Source organism: Segatella copri, from assembly GCF_009494835.1.
GTDB lineage: Bacteria > Bacteroidota > Bacteroidia > Bacteroidales > Bacteroidaceae > Prevotella > Prevotella copri_F.
Genome location: NZ_VZBE01000088.1, coordinates 34268 through 50913, shown reverse-complemented (window position 1 = coordinate 50913; position 16646 = coordinate 34268). Strand labels below are relative to the sequence as shown.

The 16646-nt window shown below is 44.3% G+C and carries 9 protein-coding genes; 8 read left to right on the top strand and 1 reads right to left on the bottom strand.

Annotation, left to right across the window (positions count from 1 at the left end; all coding sequences use genetic code 11):
- The first annotated feature begins 19 nt into the window (after positions 1-19).
- The 4 genes from F7D47_RS13860 to F7D47_RS13845 all read left to right on the top strand — a co-directional run bounded on the left by F7D47_RS13860 (position 20) and on the right by F7D47_RS13845 (position 5390).
- Positions 20-1510, top strand: coding sequence for a family 43 glycosylhydrolase (locus F7D47_RS13860; RefSeq protein WP_153086508.1), 1491 nt, complete (start codon positions 20-22; stop codon positions 1508-1510).
- A gap of 206 nt (positions 1511-1716) precedes the next feature.
- Complete coding sequence (locus F7D47_RS13855; RefSeq protein WP_153086507.1) at positions 1717-3279, top strand: ATP-binding protein; 1563 nt, start codon at positions 1717-1719, stop codon at positions 3277-3279.
- A gap of 140 nt (positions 3280-3419) precedes the next feature.
- The gene (locus F7D47_RS13850) at positions 3420-5051 is read left to right on the top strand and encodes an ATP-binding protein (RefSeq protein WP_118150838.1); all 1632 of its coding nucleotides are present in this window, start codon (positions 3420-3422) and stop codon (positions 5049-5051) included.
- 84 nt (positions 5052-5135) lie between these two features.
- Positions 5136-5390 carry a PD-(D/E)XK nuclease domain-containing protein gene (locus F7D47_RS13845; protein WP_228113375.1) on the top strand — a complete coding sequence of 85 codons (255 nt, stop codon included), beginning with the start codon at positions 5136-5138 and terminating at the stop codon, positions 5388-5390.
- A gap of 115 nt (positions 5391-5505) precedes the next feature.
- Here F7D47_RS13845 and F7D47_RS13840 read toward each other — a convergent pair whose 3' ends face one another.
- Entirely contained in the window at positions 5506-6675 is a 1170-nt protein-coding gene (locus tag F7D47_RS13840; protein ID WP_153086506.1) for an ATP-binding protein, read from the bottom strand.
- A gap of 358 nt (positions 6676-7033) precedes the next feature.
- On the opposite strand from F7D47_RS13840, the gene F7D47_RS13835 reads away from it, so the two are divergent.
- The 4 genes from F7D47_RS13835 to F7D47_RS13820 all read left to right on the top strand — a co-directional run bounded on the left by F7D47_RS13835 (position 7034) and on the right by F7D47_RS13820 (position 16624).
- Positions 7034-8365, top strand: a complete 1332-nt coding sequence (locus F7D47_RS13835) for a glycoside hydrolase family 43 protein (RefSeq protein WP_153086521.1) — start codon at positions 7034-7036, stop codon at positions 8363-8365.
- A gap of 232 nt (positions 8366-8597) precedes the next feature.
- Complete coding sequence (locus F7D47_RS13830; RefSeq protein ID WP_153086505.1) at positions 8598-11108, top strand: cellulase family glycosylhydrolase; 2511 nt, start codon at positions 8598-8600, stop codon at positions 11106-11108.
- Between the two features lie 493 nt (positions 11109-11601).
- Positions 11602-14700: a SusC/RagA family TonB-linked outer membrane protein gene (locus tag F7D47_RS13825; protein WP_153086504.1), complete on the top strand. Its 3099-nt coding sequence runs from the start codon at positions 11602-11604 to the stop codon at positions 14698-14700.
- 13 nt (positions 14701-14713) lie between these two features.
- Complete coding sequence (locus F7D47_RS13820) at positions 14714-16624, top strand: RagB/SusD family nutrient uptake outer membrane protein (RefSeq protein WP_153086503.1); 1911 nt, start codon at positions 14714-14716, stop codon at positions 16622-16624.
- Positions 16625-16646: the final 22 nt, after the last annotated feature.

Genomic DNA, 16646 nt, shown 5'->3' with positions numbered 1-16646 from the left:
GCAATCAATAAAGAAAGTTATGAAACAGAACAATATATTTTTCAGATATTTTAGCCCGGTTGCTGCTCAGCAGAAACTTTATGCCGCTGCTTTGGTTGCCTTGTTGTCTTCCTCTGCTTACGAGGCAGAAGCCCAGGTTGGCGAACCTTTCATTCATGATCCTTCTACCATTGCCCTGTGTGATGGAAAGTATTATACCTTTGGAACGGGTGAAGGCGGACTCTGGTCGGAGGATGGCTGGACCTGGCAGGGTGGTGCTGTTCGTCCCGGAAGAGGAGCGGCTCCTGATGTGTTGAAGATTGGCGACCGTTATCTTGTAGCCTACAGTGCTACGGGTGGTGGATTGGGAGGCAGTCATCGCGGTGATGTCCTGACGATGTGGAACAAAACGCTCGATCCGAAATCGCCTGATTTCAAATATACTGAACCGGTGGTGGTTGCCTCATCCTTAGATGATGAAGACTGTGATGCCATTGATGCGGGCTTGTTGCTCGACCCTACTACCGGCAGACTCTGGCTCAGTTATGGTACCTATTTCGGATTTATCCGTCTGGTAGAACTTGATCCGAAGACGGGTAAGCGGATGGAAGGCAACGAACCCGTCAATATCGCCATCGACTGCGAAGCTACTGATTTGATTTACCGCAACGGCTGGTATTATCTTCTCGGCACTCATGGCACCTGTTGCGATGGTCCTAATTCTACCTACAATATCGTGGTGGGACGTTCGCGAAAGATAACCGGTCCATACGTAGATAATGTGGGCAGAGAGATGTTGCAGGGCGGTGGAAAGATGGTGATTGCAGCCAATAATCTGAAGACGGGTCCCGGTCACTTCGGACGCTATATCGAGGAAGAGGGTGTGGAAAAGATGTCATTCCACTATGAGTCTGATTTCAGACAGGGAGGACGAAGCGTCCTGGCTATCCGTCCTTTGTTGTGGAAGAACGACTGGCCTGTGGCTGGTGATGAATTTCATGCCGGAACCTACGAGATAGAATCGGAACGAAGAGGCTATGCCCTGGAGATTGCCGTAGATTTCGTGAGAATGCAGCGGGATATCGAACCTTTCTGGATCAAGCCAACCAAGCCTCTGAAGAATATCGAACCTCAGACCTTAAAGGAGGTAGAGGCAGAATGGCCTAAGGGCGAGGTGAAGGTGAGAATGAACGATTACATGTTCCGTCCTCATCAAAAGTGGAGCATCATGCCTGCCGGAAAGGGTGGTTATCTGGGTGGTCCTTATTATAAGATCTGCATAGAGGGCACTACTCGCTATCTTACCGCAACCATTCAGCATGATGTCATTGCTAAACCTGAGTTTACGGGTGAAGATGCCCAGCTTTGGCGCATCGAACAGCTCACCGATGGCACCTATCGCATCATGCCGAAGGCAGTGCCGGGCACAGAAGAGAAACTGGCATTGGTTTCACTCGGCGATTGTACTCCAGGTCTGGCTCCCTTCGATTTCAACAGTGATAATTCTAAATGGAATTTCAGACAACAATAAATCAATTATATTTCCAGAACGATAAACAGTAACGAAATGATGACCTCGCAAAAACGCAAGGTCATCTTGATAGACGTAGATAGAGTGATCAAATTCCCTTCAAGGTATTGGGTACACAGTTGAATACAGAATAAATCCCGAAATCGCTTGGCGGTTTCGGGATTTTTGCTTATCTTTGCCAACGTAAATAGTAAATTGTTGATAATATGGCAACGAAGTTATATCCAATAGGCATGCAGACCTTCTCTGAGATTCGAGAGGAGGACTTTCTCTATGTAGATAAGACGGAATACATCTATCGTATGACTCATACGAGTGGAAAGTATTTCTTCTTGAGTCGTCCACGCCGTTTTGGCAAATCCTTGTTGGTATCTACTTTTGAAAGTTATTTCGAGGGTAAGAAGGAACTCTTTAAGGGGCTTGCCATCGAAAAACTGGAGAAGGAGTGGACGAAATATCCTGTGCTTCACTTTAGTTTGGCTGGTGGAAAGCACATGGAGAAAGACCAATTGGTGCGCTATCTCTTGTATATATTGAAGGTAAATGAAGAAAAATTTGGCATCGTCAATGATTCTCCTGACCCGAATGTTCGTATGCTTAATTTAATAAAAACGGCATATGAACAGACAGGGCAGAAGGTTGTTGTGCTCATCGATGAATACGATGCTCCTTTGCTTGATGTGGTACATGAGGATACTAGCTTGGATATCTTGAGAGAGGTGATGCGCAATTTCTATAGTCCCCTAAAGTATAGCGACCGAATGCTGCGTTTCGTCTTCCTGACAGGTATCACCAAGTTCTCGCAGCTTAGTATCTTCAGTGAACTCAATAATATCACAAATGTGAGTATGGATACAGAATATGCTGGTATTTGTGGCATTACCAAGGAGGAACTTGTGACAGAAATGCATGAAGATATTCAGCAGATGGCAGATGTGTTGGGCTTGTCGTATGATAAAACTTTGGAAAAGTTGAAGGAAAATTATGATGGCTATCATTTCGCTTGGCCTTCTTCTGACATATTCAATCCATATAGCTTGCTCACTTGCTTTTCAAAGCGAAAGGTTGATTCCTATTGGTTTGGCTCAGGCACTCCTACTTATCTCCTTAATATGATGCGGAAATATGACTTTACACCGATTGACCTGGGTGAACAGATGGATGCATCAAAGGATGATTTCGATGCAGCCACTGAGACGATGACTACTATTATGCCTTTGCTTTATCAGAGTGGTTATATCACTATCAAGAATTATGATTCGGAAACGGAACTCTATACCTTGGCTCTGCCAAACAAAGAGGTGAGGATAGGTTTGTATCGCAGTATGTTGCCGCATTATTTGGCGGCAAAGTCTGTAATGTGCAATACGACCGTAGCCAAGATGTCGGCTCTTATCAATAAGGGTAACATGGATGGTGCTCTTCAGCTATTGAAAACGTTCTGGGAGACAGTACCTTATTGCGATAATACCGATTATGAGGGGCATTATCAGCAGACAATGTATATCATCTTTGCCCTGCTTACGAATTTCCGTATATTGGTGGAACAGCATACTTCCCGAGGAAGAACAGACATTACGATGGAAACAAAGGATACCATCTATGTGATAGAACTGAAATTTAATAAGTCGGCACAAGAGGCTCTTGACCAAATCAACAGCAAGCATTATGCTGATGCTTTTGCCCTAAAAGGCAAAACCGTGGAAAAGATTGGTATGAACTTTATGATTGATGAAGATAAGACGATCGTATTGGATTGGGCAAAATAATCGCCCATTACAAATTGCCTGCGGCTCAGCAGAGTGCCATCGAGATACGCCGATTTGGAAAATACCGTACCAAGCACCTCGTCCCCAAAGCATGGAATAAATTTGGATACACTAATTAAAATTAGGAGACACAAATAAACATGAATACAGAGCAACAAAAGATAGAATACAAGAGTCTGCAAAAGATTCGAACTGGAGAGAAAGGATTCAAGGAACTCTCTACTACTTGTGTGGCTTTAGCCAATGCACAAGGTGGACAAATTATGATTGGCGTAGAAGACAAGACCAAGAAGCCTGCTCCCAATCAGGTTATACCGCAAGAAGAGGCAAATAGTGCCGTTACAAGATTGCGTGGACTCTGTTTCAACGTAGGTCTTGCTGTAGGCGACGTTTGTGCAGACGAAACTGGCAGCCAGTACTTTGCTATCACAGTATTCCCTTCACTCCATTCATATGCCACCACTTCTGATGGCAAAATGTACATCCGTGTCGCAGACAAATGCGAGCCTGTGCGTAGTGAAGATATTCAACGTGTAGGAGAAGAGAAAGGAGCTTTCCAATGGGAACTTGTGCCAACACGATTTGAATTGGAAGATGAGAATAAGACGAATCTCTCTAAATTCGCTAATGATATACGCCAATCTGATAGAGTGAAGCAGCATATCAAGCAGCTCGACGATATGGAAATTGGCGAACAGTACCATCTTCTTGACGGTAACAAGATGACTAATCTTGGTGTCTTATGGATTGGTACAGCCAAACAGCGTAGCCGTATTTGCTATCCTATCACTGTGCAATATATCGTATATGATGACTTGGAGAACAAAACCAACAAATTGGAATGGCGTGACAATACACGTAATCCGAAAGAACTTTTGGAAGATATTATGGACAAGGCTGTAGAGTTGACCTATAGCTATGAGATGCCTAATGGACTCTTCCGTAAGACAGTACGCTATTATAACGAGAACTTAATCAGAGAGTTGCTTGTTAACAGTTTGGCTCATAGTTCAAGAACCATCTCTAACGACATCACTATCAAGGTATATCCAGGTTATATCAGCATCTCCAATCCTGGTGGTCTCCCTTTGGGTGTAACCAAAGACAACATCCTTCATACTAAGCACAGACGTAATCCGAATATGATTGAGATACTGACTGCACTTGGATTGATGGAAGGTGAGGGCTCTGGTTATGACTTGATTTATGAGTTGGATGCCGTTGAAGCAAAGAAACAACCAGAGATAGAATCAACATTCAACACTGTCACGGTATATCAAAGTGCAGAGATTACGGATAAAGAAGTTGTTCGCCTGATGGATTATGTTGACCATAATTATCAGCTTTCCCAAAAGAACAAAATAGCTTTCGGTATCATAGCCAGAGAGAAACGCATTGCCGCAACTGATTTATCTAAAATCCTCCAGCTATCTGCAGAAGAACGATTGAGAAGCTATATCGATAACTTAGACAAAAGCAATCTGATAACGAAAGGTGGCGTCAAGAAAGGATCATTTTTCCAAATCAATACAACTTTGCTGAAAAATGCAAAATCTAACATTGTTACTAGTTTGAAGACTATAGAACCACATGTTCTTAAGGCACTAATTATGGAAGATCTCCGTGTGCATCCTTTGAGTAAAATATCTGATATAGCAGAGCGCATTCCTGATATAGATATGAAAGAGATTCGAAAGATGCTCTATTCTATGGTTGGGAAGGAGATAGAAAAAGAGGGCACTCGATTTGATAGTAAATATTATATAAAGTAATGGCATAAAAAAAAAGGTCTGAAAAAGAAAAAACTGTTAAAAATCATGTATTGAACTAATAATCAGTGACTTTCTTTTTTCAGTATTCTTTTTCTACTCCTATATTTCATAAAAGAGATTTTAAGTCTCGGTATAAGAACAGACATTACGATGGAAACAAAGGATACCATCTATGTGATAGAACTGAAATTTAATAAGTCGGCACAAGAGGCTCTTGACCAAATCAACAGCAAGCATTATGCTGATGCTTTTGCCCTAAAAGGTAAAACCGTGGAAAAGATTGGTATGAACTTTATGATTGATGAAGACAAGACGATTGTATTGGATTGGGCAAAATAGTTCCCTTGGTAGCAGAACCTCTTCTTCCTGGATTGGTGGAAGTTTGGGGAGTAGCAACAGAAAAGATGGCCTTGCAAAATGCGGGGTCATCTTTTCTATAATAAAGGATTATCTATCAATAGAGCATGCCAAACATCCATAACGGAATGATGTTGCCATAGCCCGTTTCTATATCATCCTTTACCACATATCCATTCTCTATGTTCTGTAGCTGATTTTGCTTTTTCTTCTTTCCGCCAACCTCGAATGTATATTTCCCGTCAATCAGAAAATCTGATATAGGGGATACTGTGACAGGCATGAGAGAGCGTGTCTGATTGAAGAAGAAAGTTTCTCTAACAGTTCCTATCTCCACACTCTTTCCAGCAAGGGTATAAATGAGTGTTGGATTATCCAGATAGATCTTATCCACTTTGCCTAGACCTTGAATGCCACCTGTTGAAGTACGGAGTTGCCCAATAAGTCCAGCTTTCTCCAAGTAGGCGCAAAGGTCGGCTATATTGTTTCTTGAAACTTCAAGTTGACCTCCTATCTGGCTCATGTTAGGTTTGAATGGCGCACTTTGAGCGATGATGGCAAGTAGTCTTTTGAGCTTTCTTGCAGTTGAAACCGTAAGGTCTGCATATTGCGGAATATCGGTTTCTATCGTTGCATTGACTACTTGCTGAATATACATTCTGATGTCGCCATCAGAAAAAGGATAATATCCTCGTTGCAGATAGTCCGCGAAATGTTCTAGAGGCAAGAAACCATTTGGTATATCGACTTCCTGTTGCATGAGCTGGTCTAAAGTACATGCAGGAAAATGGATTCCATGAAAGAGTTCCAGATATTCGCGATATGAGAGTCCTTGAATCTCGTACATAAGTGCACGACGGCTCAGGTCAAATGCCCCCTTTGCTATGTCGAGAACAGATGACCCTGTAAACATTATATGGAGTTCAGAATGATAATCATATATCAATTTCAGCTCCCTTGCCCAATCCTTGTATTTATGGATTTCATCAATGAAAAGATACTTTCCTCCCATCTTTGCAAATGAATCTGCCAGTTCGGTGAGTCTGTGACTGGCAAAATAAAAATCTTCTGCCTGTACATAGAGAGAGTCTTTTCTTGGTAGTTGTTCTTTGATGTGTTGAAGCACCAAAGTTGTTTTACCGACACCCCTTGGTCCCATTAATCCAATCATACGAGCATCCCAATTGATGCGATTATACATATAGCGATGAAACGTAGTACTCGTTTCTCTCAGCAATTTGTCGAATGTTGCTTGTAATTGTTCCATATTATGCCTGTTATATTGCTCTTTATGGGTGCAAATATACGAATTAAATACGAAATTGCACTGAATAGAGTGCAATTTTTAACGTAAATTGCACTCTACTCAGTGCAATTTGCGAATGTATATAAGGTTGTAGCGATAAAATACTTAGAGAAGCAAATTTGATTTTTCTCTTATGCGGCTGCTTTAGTGCTTTATGTTAAAAATCCTAACTCATTTTTTTCTTGTAAGTGTTACATGATATAAAGTATTTGGTACATGTGATAAAGTAGAATTCTGTTTTTTTACTTACCTTTGCAGTCGCAAATAACAATTTGAAATACTAATGATTAATTTAAATCATAAAATGATACGAAGCAGAATGATTTTATCCCTGCTTTTGGCTGGCATGGGAACTGCAGCAACTGCACAGAACATCAACTTGCCTATCATCCAGACCAAGTATACTGCCGATCCTGCACCTTATGTGCACAACGATACGGTTTATCTCTATACCACCCACGATGAGGATGGGGCTGAGGGCTTCCTGATGAAGGACTGGCTGCTCTATACCTCTACGGATATGGTAAACTGGCAAGACCGTGGTGCCGTGGCTTCATTGAAAGACTTCAAGTGGTTCAAGGGCGAGAATGGTGCCTGGGCAGAGCAGGTCATCGAGCGCAATGGCAAATGGTATATGTATTGCCCAATCCATGGTCATGGCATCGGAGTGCTGGTAGCTGATAATCCATACGGACCGTTTAAGGATCCTATCGGAAAGCCTCTGGTATGGGAGGGCGACTGGTTCGACATCGACCCTACCGTATGGATAGATGATGATAACCAGGCTTACATGTATTGGGGCAACCCGGAGTTGAAGGCAGTGAAACTGAACGAGGACATGATTTCATATTCTGATTCCATCATGCACTTCCCGAAGATTCAGGATTATCAGGAAGGTCCTTGGTTCTGGAAGCGCAATGGCAATTATTATCTGGCTTATGCTTCTACCTGCTGTCCTGAGGGCATCGGTTACGCGATGAGCAAGAATCCGCTCGGACCATGGGACTATAAGGGACATATCATGAACCATACGCCTCGTACTCGTGGCAATCATCCGGGCATCATCGACTACAAGGGCAAGAGCTATTGCTTCGGCTTGAATTATGACATCTTCCGTTTGAAGACGGGACGTCATGCTGAGCAGCGTTCTGTATCTGCGGCCGAGATGACATACAATCCTGACGGAACCATCCAGGAGTTGCCATACTTCCAGGACTGCAAGCTGGAGCAGATAGAATGGTTCAACCCTTATCGCCAGGTTGAGGCTGAGACAATGGCTTGGGGCTATGGATTGAAGACGCAGCCTAAGAATCAGTGGGCGCAGAAGAACAAATGGAACCAGGTGGTTACGAATATTGATGAGGCTGAGTATATCCTCGTGAAGGGTGTTGACTTCAGGAAGGGAGCAAGTAAGTTTGAGGTTTCTGCCTCTTGCCACATGTTGGGTGGCTGCATCGAAATCCGTCTTGATGGGGTAAACGGTCAGTGTATCGGCAAAGTGGATATCAAAAACACCAAGGATGAATACAAAACCTTCTCTACCCAGGTGAAGAAGGTAAAGGGTGTTCATGATCTCTACTTCGTCTTTAAGGGAGGCGACATCCAGAAGCAGAACCTCTTCTTCCTGGATTGGTGGAAGTTTGGGGAGTAAACAAAAAGATGACATCGCCATATGCGGTGTCATCTTTTCTGTAGTATGAAATAGACACTCTTAGATAATTATTCGACATGAAACCAATCATAAAGCATTTGTTACATGAAATAAAGTTATGATTCGAAAAAATCGCTATTATTGCAGCGTTTTAACTGTGTAAATCAGAAAAGCCGGTGAAACTGTCGGCATCATAACAATTTTAAACATTTATATTTCAACCTAAAAACAAATGAAAAAGAGATTTTTGGCGATATTGGCGGCTGCGTTGCTACCGTCATGTCTGTTCGCCCAGTTTGGAGTGGTTTCGCCGCTTCATGTGAATGGCAATCAGTTGAATGATGCCTATGGCAACAAAGTGGTTTTGCATGGTGTGATGGATACACCGAGTCCTTACTTCAACAAATATCGTTGGGGTTATAGCTGTACCGACAATAACATCTCGGCATGCATAAGCTATTATGACAAGATTTTTGGAGCACTCCAGAATCCTGCCAAAGGTACCTATTGTAATATCTTCCGTCTTCATCTCGAACCAGGCTGGACCAATGATCCCAACAAGAAGTCAATGGGTTCTGATACTGGAGAGGCTAATATATCGCGTTTCAGTGCTACCCGTTTGCAGAAGTATCTTGATGCCCTTTATCTGCCTATTGCGCAGAAGGCCATCAATCATGGCTTGTATGTGGTGATTCGTCCTCCAGGCGTATGTCCTAAGGATTTGAAGGTAGGAGATGCTTATCAGAATTATCTTAAAACGGTGTGGAACATTGTTTCCAGCAACAGTTGGGTGAAGAATAATTCAGGCATCGTATCCCTGGAACTTGCCAACGAGCCTGTTCATATATATAATAGGTATGGTCAGAGTTCTGCCACAGCCATGCGAGATTATTTCCAACCAGTGGTTGATGTGATTCGTAAGAATGGCTTCAAGGGTATTATCTGGATTCCTGGCACGGGCTACCAGAGCCAGTATGAGAATTATGCCTCTTATCCTGTTTCCGACAGCAACTTCGGCTATGCCGTGCATGTGTATCCGGGATGGTATGGGGCAAGTGATACCAACTATGATTCCAACGCTTTCATCTATAATTTCCAGAAGCAGGTGCCTGTGGTAAAGAATAAACCGATTCTTGTTTCTGAGATAGACTGGAGTCCGGAAAAACCTGGCGCAGGTAAGTATAATGAGTTTGGACAGTGGGTGGCCAGCAACCTGGGTTCATGGGGAACTGCCACTACCAGCAAATGGGGTAATGCCTGGAAGAAGGTGATGGATCATTTCGGAAACATCAGCATGACGCTGACCAGTACTGATGATTATCTTGATATCGACAACTTCCTGAAAACTGGTCAAATCAAGGCTGGATTGGAGGCTAATCCGGAGGCTTGCGGTCAGACCTGCTTCTACTGGTATTACGAGTATTCCAAGAAAGACTATGCTCATAAGTCTGCTGGTACGTCTTCTTCTAACCCGAATACTCAGCCTTCTACTTCTGCCAATACCCAGGGCGAGAACATCATCAAGTCGTGGGGCAATGGCAGCGGATTCGTTCCTTCGGGCTGGACGGTGGCAGATAATGGCAGTCAGGTTTATGCCGGCAATAAATCGAGCGGTCCACGCATCATGAATTTCTCTGGTGATTTCAAGAATGCTTTCTATGTGAGAACTGTTTCTGCCGATAAGGCTGGCTATATAGAATATGGTAATACCAATGGTTATACCCTGCCTCTGGTATATGGCGAGTATGAGCTGAGCTGCAATGTGGCAGCATGGAAGGGTGCTCCATATATGAAGGTGGAGGTGTACGACCCTCAGAATGCCGTGCTTGCTTCTACCATCGTCAAGGCAAATGGCAATGCCAATGGCAATATGGGGGCTTATCTCTCGGGTACCACCAGGGTTTCTCTCTCGTTCTATTCCATGATTAAGGGCAACTATCGTGTACGTTTCACCCCTGTGGCTGATGCCAAGGGCACAGGTGGTGCCTGGGTTGAGGCTCTGGTAGGCAATGTGGCTCTTTACTTCAAGGGAAATCCGCTGGCACTGAATGCCGTGGGACAGGTTCCTGCCGGATGGAAGATTGTTGATGCCGGAGAGCAGAAAGCGGCTGGTGCAGCTGGCATTGGTCCACGCATCTTCAAGTTTGCCGGTGGTGATTTTTCTACGGGTCTTTACATCCGTCAGAGCGATGCCAGCAAGGCAGGCTACGCTGAGTTTGGTTCTACTTGGGGCTATGGCTTCTCGTTGAAGCAGGGCAGCTATGTATTCTCTTATAATGCCGTGGCGTGGTCGGGGTCTCCTTATCTGAAGTGTGAGGTTCTCGACGAGAGCAACAACGTACTGGGTTCTCAGATTATCCAGTGTACCAAGAATGTGAACAAGAACACCGGTGCAAATACTTATGGCAGCAATAGTGGTCAGGTACGATTCACTGCTTCCCACACGGGTTACTATCATTTCCGCTTCACTCCTGTGGCAAACAGCTGGGGTGGCAGTGGTTCATGGCTTGAGGTAGTGGTAGGTCATCTGAAGATTTCCATGACCAGTGCTTCCCATTCAAGAAGCATCGATGGTGGTTGGAACGATGGCACTACGGGCATCGGGCAGGTTGAGAGTGCTGAGCATATCAGCGGTCAGGAGACCAAAGAGAACTCCGGCTGGTACACGCTTCAGGGTCAGCGGGTAGAACACCCAACCAAGGGTATCTATATCCATAATGGCAAGAAGGTGGTTTTGAGATAAAATATATGAGATAGATTGTTAAATGTGAAAGATGGCCTCGCAAAACGTGAGGTCATCTTTTTATTTTTTTGTCTTTTTCTTTATTATGTGTTATCATGCAAATATTTTGGAACATCTGCCAAACAGTATTTTTGAGTTTTGTAGTAATTTTGCAGTATATACAATAAATAAGATATTTATTTTTAGATTTATGCTTTTATAAAAAGAAAACAGTTCATATTGATGAACTGCAAGACTGTTGTGATACAGGTTAAATTGTTCACGAGAATGGTGCATAGTGATATGCGCCATTTTTTGTGCTATAACATGTTTCTTTTTTTTAGTTTATCATAAAATACAGAAAATGTGTTAGTTACGGTGTGCTGTAACAAGAGATGAAACAATTGGAACATCAAGAAAACACGTTCTCATGACAGTTTTCTACCTTTGCAGCCGTGTTCTTTAACCAAGAAGTAATAACACCTAGAAACAAACTTAATTAAAATGATACAACATGATTGAACAAGTGTTTACATTTAAACGGACAGCAGCTCTATGCCTCGTGGGAGCCTTCTGCAGCTTGAACGCACAAGCCCAGAAGATTACCGTGAAGGGTAGTATTGTTGACGGCACAGGAGAGCCACTGATTGGTGCTACTGTGAAAGTGAAGGGTGATGCCACTTCGGGTGTCATCTCCGACATGGATGGTAACTTTCAGATTGCAGTACCTTCTGAAAATTCATCCCTTGTCATTACCTATATCGGTATGGAATCTAAAACGATTAAAGTAGGTAAGAAAAGACAGTTTAAAATTACCTTGACTGATGACAATACATTGGGCGAGGTAGTAGTGGTTGGTTATGGTCAGCAGAAGAAAGCCTCTGTTGTCGGCTCTATTGCACAGACAGATGCGAAAACCTTGAATCGTCATGCCGGAGTTTCTTCTTTGGGTCAGGCACTGACAGGTAATCTTCCAGGTGTCGTTACTTTCTCTTCTACGGGTATGCCAGGTGAGGAAGATCCTAAGATCGTGATCCGTACGCAGACTTCTATCAACGGTTCCAACGACCCTCTCGTTCTCGTGGATGGTGTGGAGCGTGCCATGAACACCGTTGACCTTTCTTCAGTAGAGAGCATCTCCGTATTGAAGGATGCTTCTGCTACTGCCGTTTATGGTGTGAAGGGTGGTAATGGTGTTATCCTTATTACTACCAAACGTGGTAAGGAAGGCAAGGCTGCCGTACACGTGAAGGCGAATGCTACCATGAAGGTGGTTTCCAAGTTGCCTGAGAAATATGATGCTTACGATACTTTCCGACTCCTGAACAGAGTGGTAGAGCGCGAGCTGAACATCAGCGACGAAAAATCATGGGGTTCTTACAAGCCAATGGCTATTATTGACAAGTATCGTAACCCTGCTAATGCTGAGGAATGGGACCGCTATCCTAACGTGGATTGGCAGAAGGAACTGTTCAACAACACAGCCATGTCTTACAATGCCAGCGTGGATGTTTCGGGAGGTACCAAACTCGTGAAGTATTTCGCAGCGATAGACTTCGCTCACGAAGGTGACCTGTTCAAGGACTTCACCAGCGGTCGTGGATACAAATCCGGTTTCGGCTATAACCGTATTAACATGCGTGCCAACCTGGACTTCAATCTGACCAAGACTACTCTGTTCTCTACCAACCTTTTCGGTAGTAACGGTGTCCGCCATTTCCCTTGGGACAAGGCGAGTGATTCCAGTGCCTATTGGGCTTCTGTCTATCATGCAGCTCCTGATGCTATGCGTCCAATCTATTCTGATGGAACCTATGGTTACTATGCCCCACGTAAGGCAGACTGTCCTAACTCTGTGATGAGTCTTGCCCGAAGCGGTGTGGAGAATCGTACCAATACACAGATTACCACCGACTTTATTCTTACCCAGAAACTCGATTTCCTGACCAAGGGTCTGAAGTTTGTTGCCAAGGTTTCTCTTGACAATACAATGGTAGAGGAGAAGCGTGGTATCAGCGACCAGTATATGGATCCGCAGCTGAAGTGGATTAACCCTGATGATGGCTCAGTTTCCTATGACCAGAGCGTGGATTACCATGAGTCTGTGGCATGGACCATCAATGGCGGTAAGGTAAATACGGATGCTACTTATCGCCGTCTCTATTATCTGGCTCAGCTCGACTGGAACCGCAAGTTCGGCAATCATGAAGTGGGTGCTATGGGTGTATTCAACCGCAACGAATATGCCAACGGTTCTTCTTTCAAACATTATCGTGAAGACTGGGTATTCCGTGCCACCTACAACTATGCGATGCGCTACATGCTCGAGTTGAACGGCTGTTACAACGGTTCTGAGAAGTTTGGTCCCGACTATCGCTTCAAGTTCTTCCCATCAGCCTCTCTCGGTTGGACTATCACCGAGGAGCCATTCATGAAGAACATCAAGAAATATGTAGATATGTTTAAGGTACGTGCTTCCTGGGGTCGCATCGGTGATGATTCTACTGGAGGCTCTTATCTCTATACCGACCAGTATTCCTATGGTGGTAAGACCTTGCTGGGTGGTGATAATACTTATGATTCACCTTATACTATATATCGCCTTACCCGCATCGGAAACCCTAACGTGCGTTGGGAGACATCAGAGAAGCGCAACCTGGGTTTCGACTTCGGATTCCTGGGCGGACTGATTACCGGTTCGCTGGATGTATTTAGCGACAAGCGTACCGATGTGCTCTTAACCGAACGTTCCATCCCTTCTTACTATGGTATGAACTATACGGTCGCCAATTTAGGTTCGGTGGATGCCAAGGGTTACGAGTTGAGCCTGAAGGTGAATAAAGCATGGAACAAGAATCTGCGTACATGGGCAAACTTCAATATGACCCATGCTACCAACGAGATTAAGTTTGCCGATGATGCAAAGTTTCAGGCAAGTTATCAGAAGAAGGCGGGTTATTCCATTAATCGGAACCTTAGTTATATAGATCATGGTTTTATCCGCAACTGGGATGATCTCTATGCCGTACCAACCTGGGGTAGCCATGATTCAGAGAAATATACGGGTGATGCCATTATTTCAGACTTCAATGGTGACGGTCAGATAACAAAAGATGACAAGGCTCCTTATCAGTACACCTCTATTCCTGAGAATACCTTCAGTACTACATTGGGAGCAGAGTGGAAGGGCTTGAGCGTAACGGTACAGTTCTATGGTGTAACCAATGTTACCCGCGAGGTGAACTTCCCAACCTTTGAGCGTGAAACCCACGTTGCCTTCAAGGAAGGTTCTTACTTCACGCCATCCAATCCGGGAGGAGAGTTGTCTTTGCCACGTTGGACCACAGTGGCAGACGAAGGAAATGCCGGTACCCGTTACTACTATGACGGAGCTTTCCTGCGCCTGAAGAATGCCGAGATAGCTTATACCTTCAGGGGTGCTTGGGTGAAACGAATGCACTTGAATTCACTCCGTGTATATCTGAATGGTGACAACCTGCTCCTCTGGACCAACATGCCAGATGACCGCGAGAACAACTTTAGCGGCAATGCTTCTGAAGGTGCTTACCCAACAGTACGCAGATTTAACTTAGGTTTCGACCTTACATTTTAAATAAATCGTAGATATGAAAAAGTTTAAAAAGATATATACATTGTTGTTAGCTGCCGGTGTAGCTTTCACATCTGTATCCTGTACAGATTATTTGGACAAAGCACCGGGCAGTGATATTGCCCCAACGGAGCCATATAAGAATTATACCAACTTTCAGGGTTTCTTGGAGCAGTGCTACAATGACATCCCTGGTCTTGCCTCAACATCCTGGTATCATGGTTGCTGGAACTATGGTGAGGATGAATATTGGCAGCCATCAGAGGTCCGTATGCTCACTAATGCCATTGACCAGGGAAACTATTGGGCATGGGACGAGGTGCAGTATTCTCCATTCCATTCGGGCATCGACCTGAACAGCGGTAATGATGTGAACCGCGATTCCAAGGGTCGCCTCTGGGGTATGTGCTGGCAGGGAATCTATGCCACCAACCTGGGCTTGGAAAATCTGGGCAACCTGGTAGATGCTACCCAGGAAGAGAAGAACCTGATTGCAGGTCAGCTCTATTTCTTCCGTGCATTCTTCCATTTCCAGATTATGCAGTATTGGGGCGGTATTCCATATATCGACTTCCTGATTCCTTCTGATGCCGTGTTCAACTATCCGCGCCTCACCTATCAGGCATGTGCCGACAAGGCTGCCGAAGACTTCAAGAAGGCTGTTGAGTTGTTGCCTGTAGATTGGGATAAGACTACCGTGGGTAAGCAGACAGTGGGCAAGAACAAGTTCCGTCCTAACAAGATCGCTGCTCTCTGCTTCCTGGGTAAGAATTATCTGTGGGCAGGTTCACCGCTGATGAATGAAGTGAGCAAGGAGAATCCTGATTTCAAGAATGTTAACGGATATAATAAGGAGTATTGCAAGATGGCTGCTGAGGCATTCGGCGAGGCTTTGAAGATCAATAAGGAAACAGGACTTTACCAGCTGTCTTCTTATGAAAATTACATGAACATCTTCTATACCTATGATCAGGGTGAAAAGATTCCAGGTGAGAAAGAGGCTATCTTCTATGAGAATTCAAGTAATACCAACTGGATTTGGAATCAGGTGACAGACTATCGTCCTACCAGCCTTATTGCAGGTGGTATCAAGGTTTATCCTACTGCCAACTATGTGGATTACTTCGGTATGGCAAACGGAAAGCCTATCAAGGACATCACGAAGAAGGATCCCGACAGCGGCTATGATCCGGAATATCCGTTCAAGAACCGTGACCCTCGCTTCTACGATCTCTTCATCTACGATGGTGTGAAGTGTGTGAAGAGTGCAGGACAGGATGCAGATGTGCAGTATGCTTCTCTTTATACGGGAGGAAAGTATCGTACGGCAACACCTTCCAAGGACTGCTTTACGGGATATTGCCTGAAGAAGTTCTGTGATCCATACCGTAATCGATTTGATGATGGTGGTGAACGTTCTAAGTATATGCGCGTACTCTTGAGTATGATTCGTCTGGCAGATGTTTATCTGATGTATGCCGAGTCGGTGGCTCAGAGTTATGGCTACAAGGCATCAAGCCAGGCATTCAATCTGAGTGCCGTGGATGCCGTGAACATCGTCCGCAACCGTGCGCATGTGGATAATATTGCTGATGAGTATCTTACCAATCTGGATGGCTTCATGAGCGAGCTTCGCCGTGAGCGTGCCGTAGAGTTGGCGTTCGAGGGCCACCGTTTCACCGACCTTCGCCGCTGGCTCCTGTTAGACAAGGCTCCTTACACCCAGAAGATGGCTGTTTACTTCGACCGTGCAGCCGACCAGAAGGATGTTGACCGCTACGACGATCCAAAGAAAAATCACGTGCTCAACCTGAAGGAGAAGCCATTGATTACCCGTAAGTTTACTTCAAAGCATTACTGGTTCCCATTCCTGAGAAAGGATGTAAAGATGTATCCTGAGTTCTCTCAGAACCCTGGTTGGGAATAATTAAACAATTCGAGAATTTATT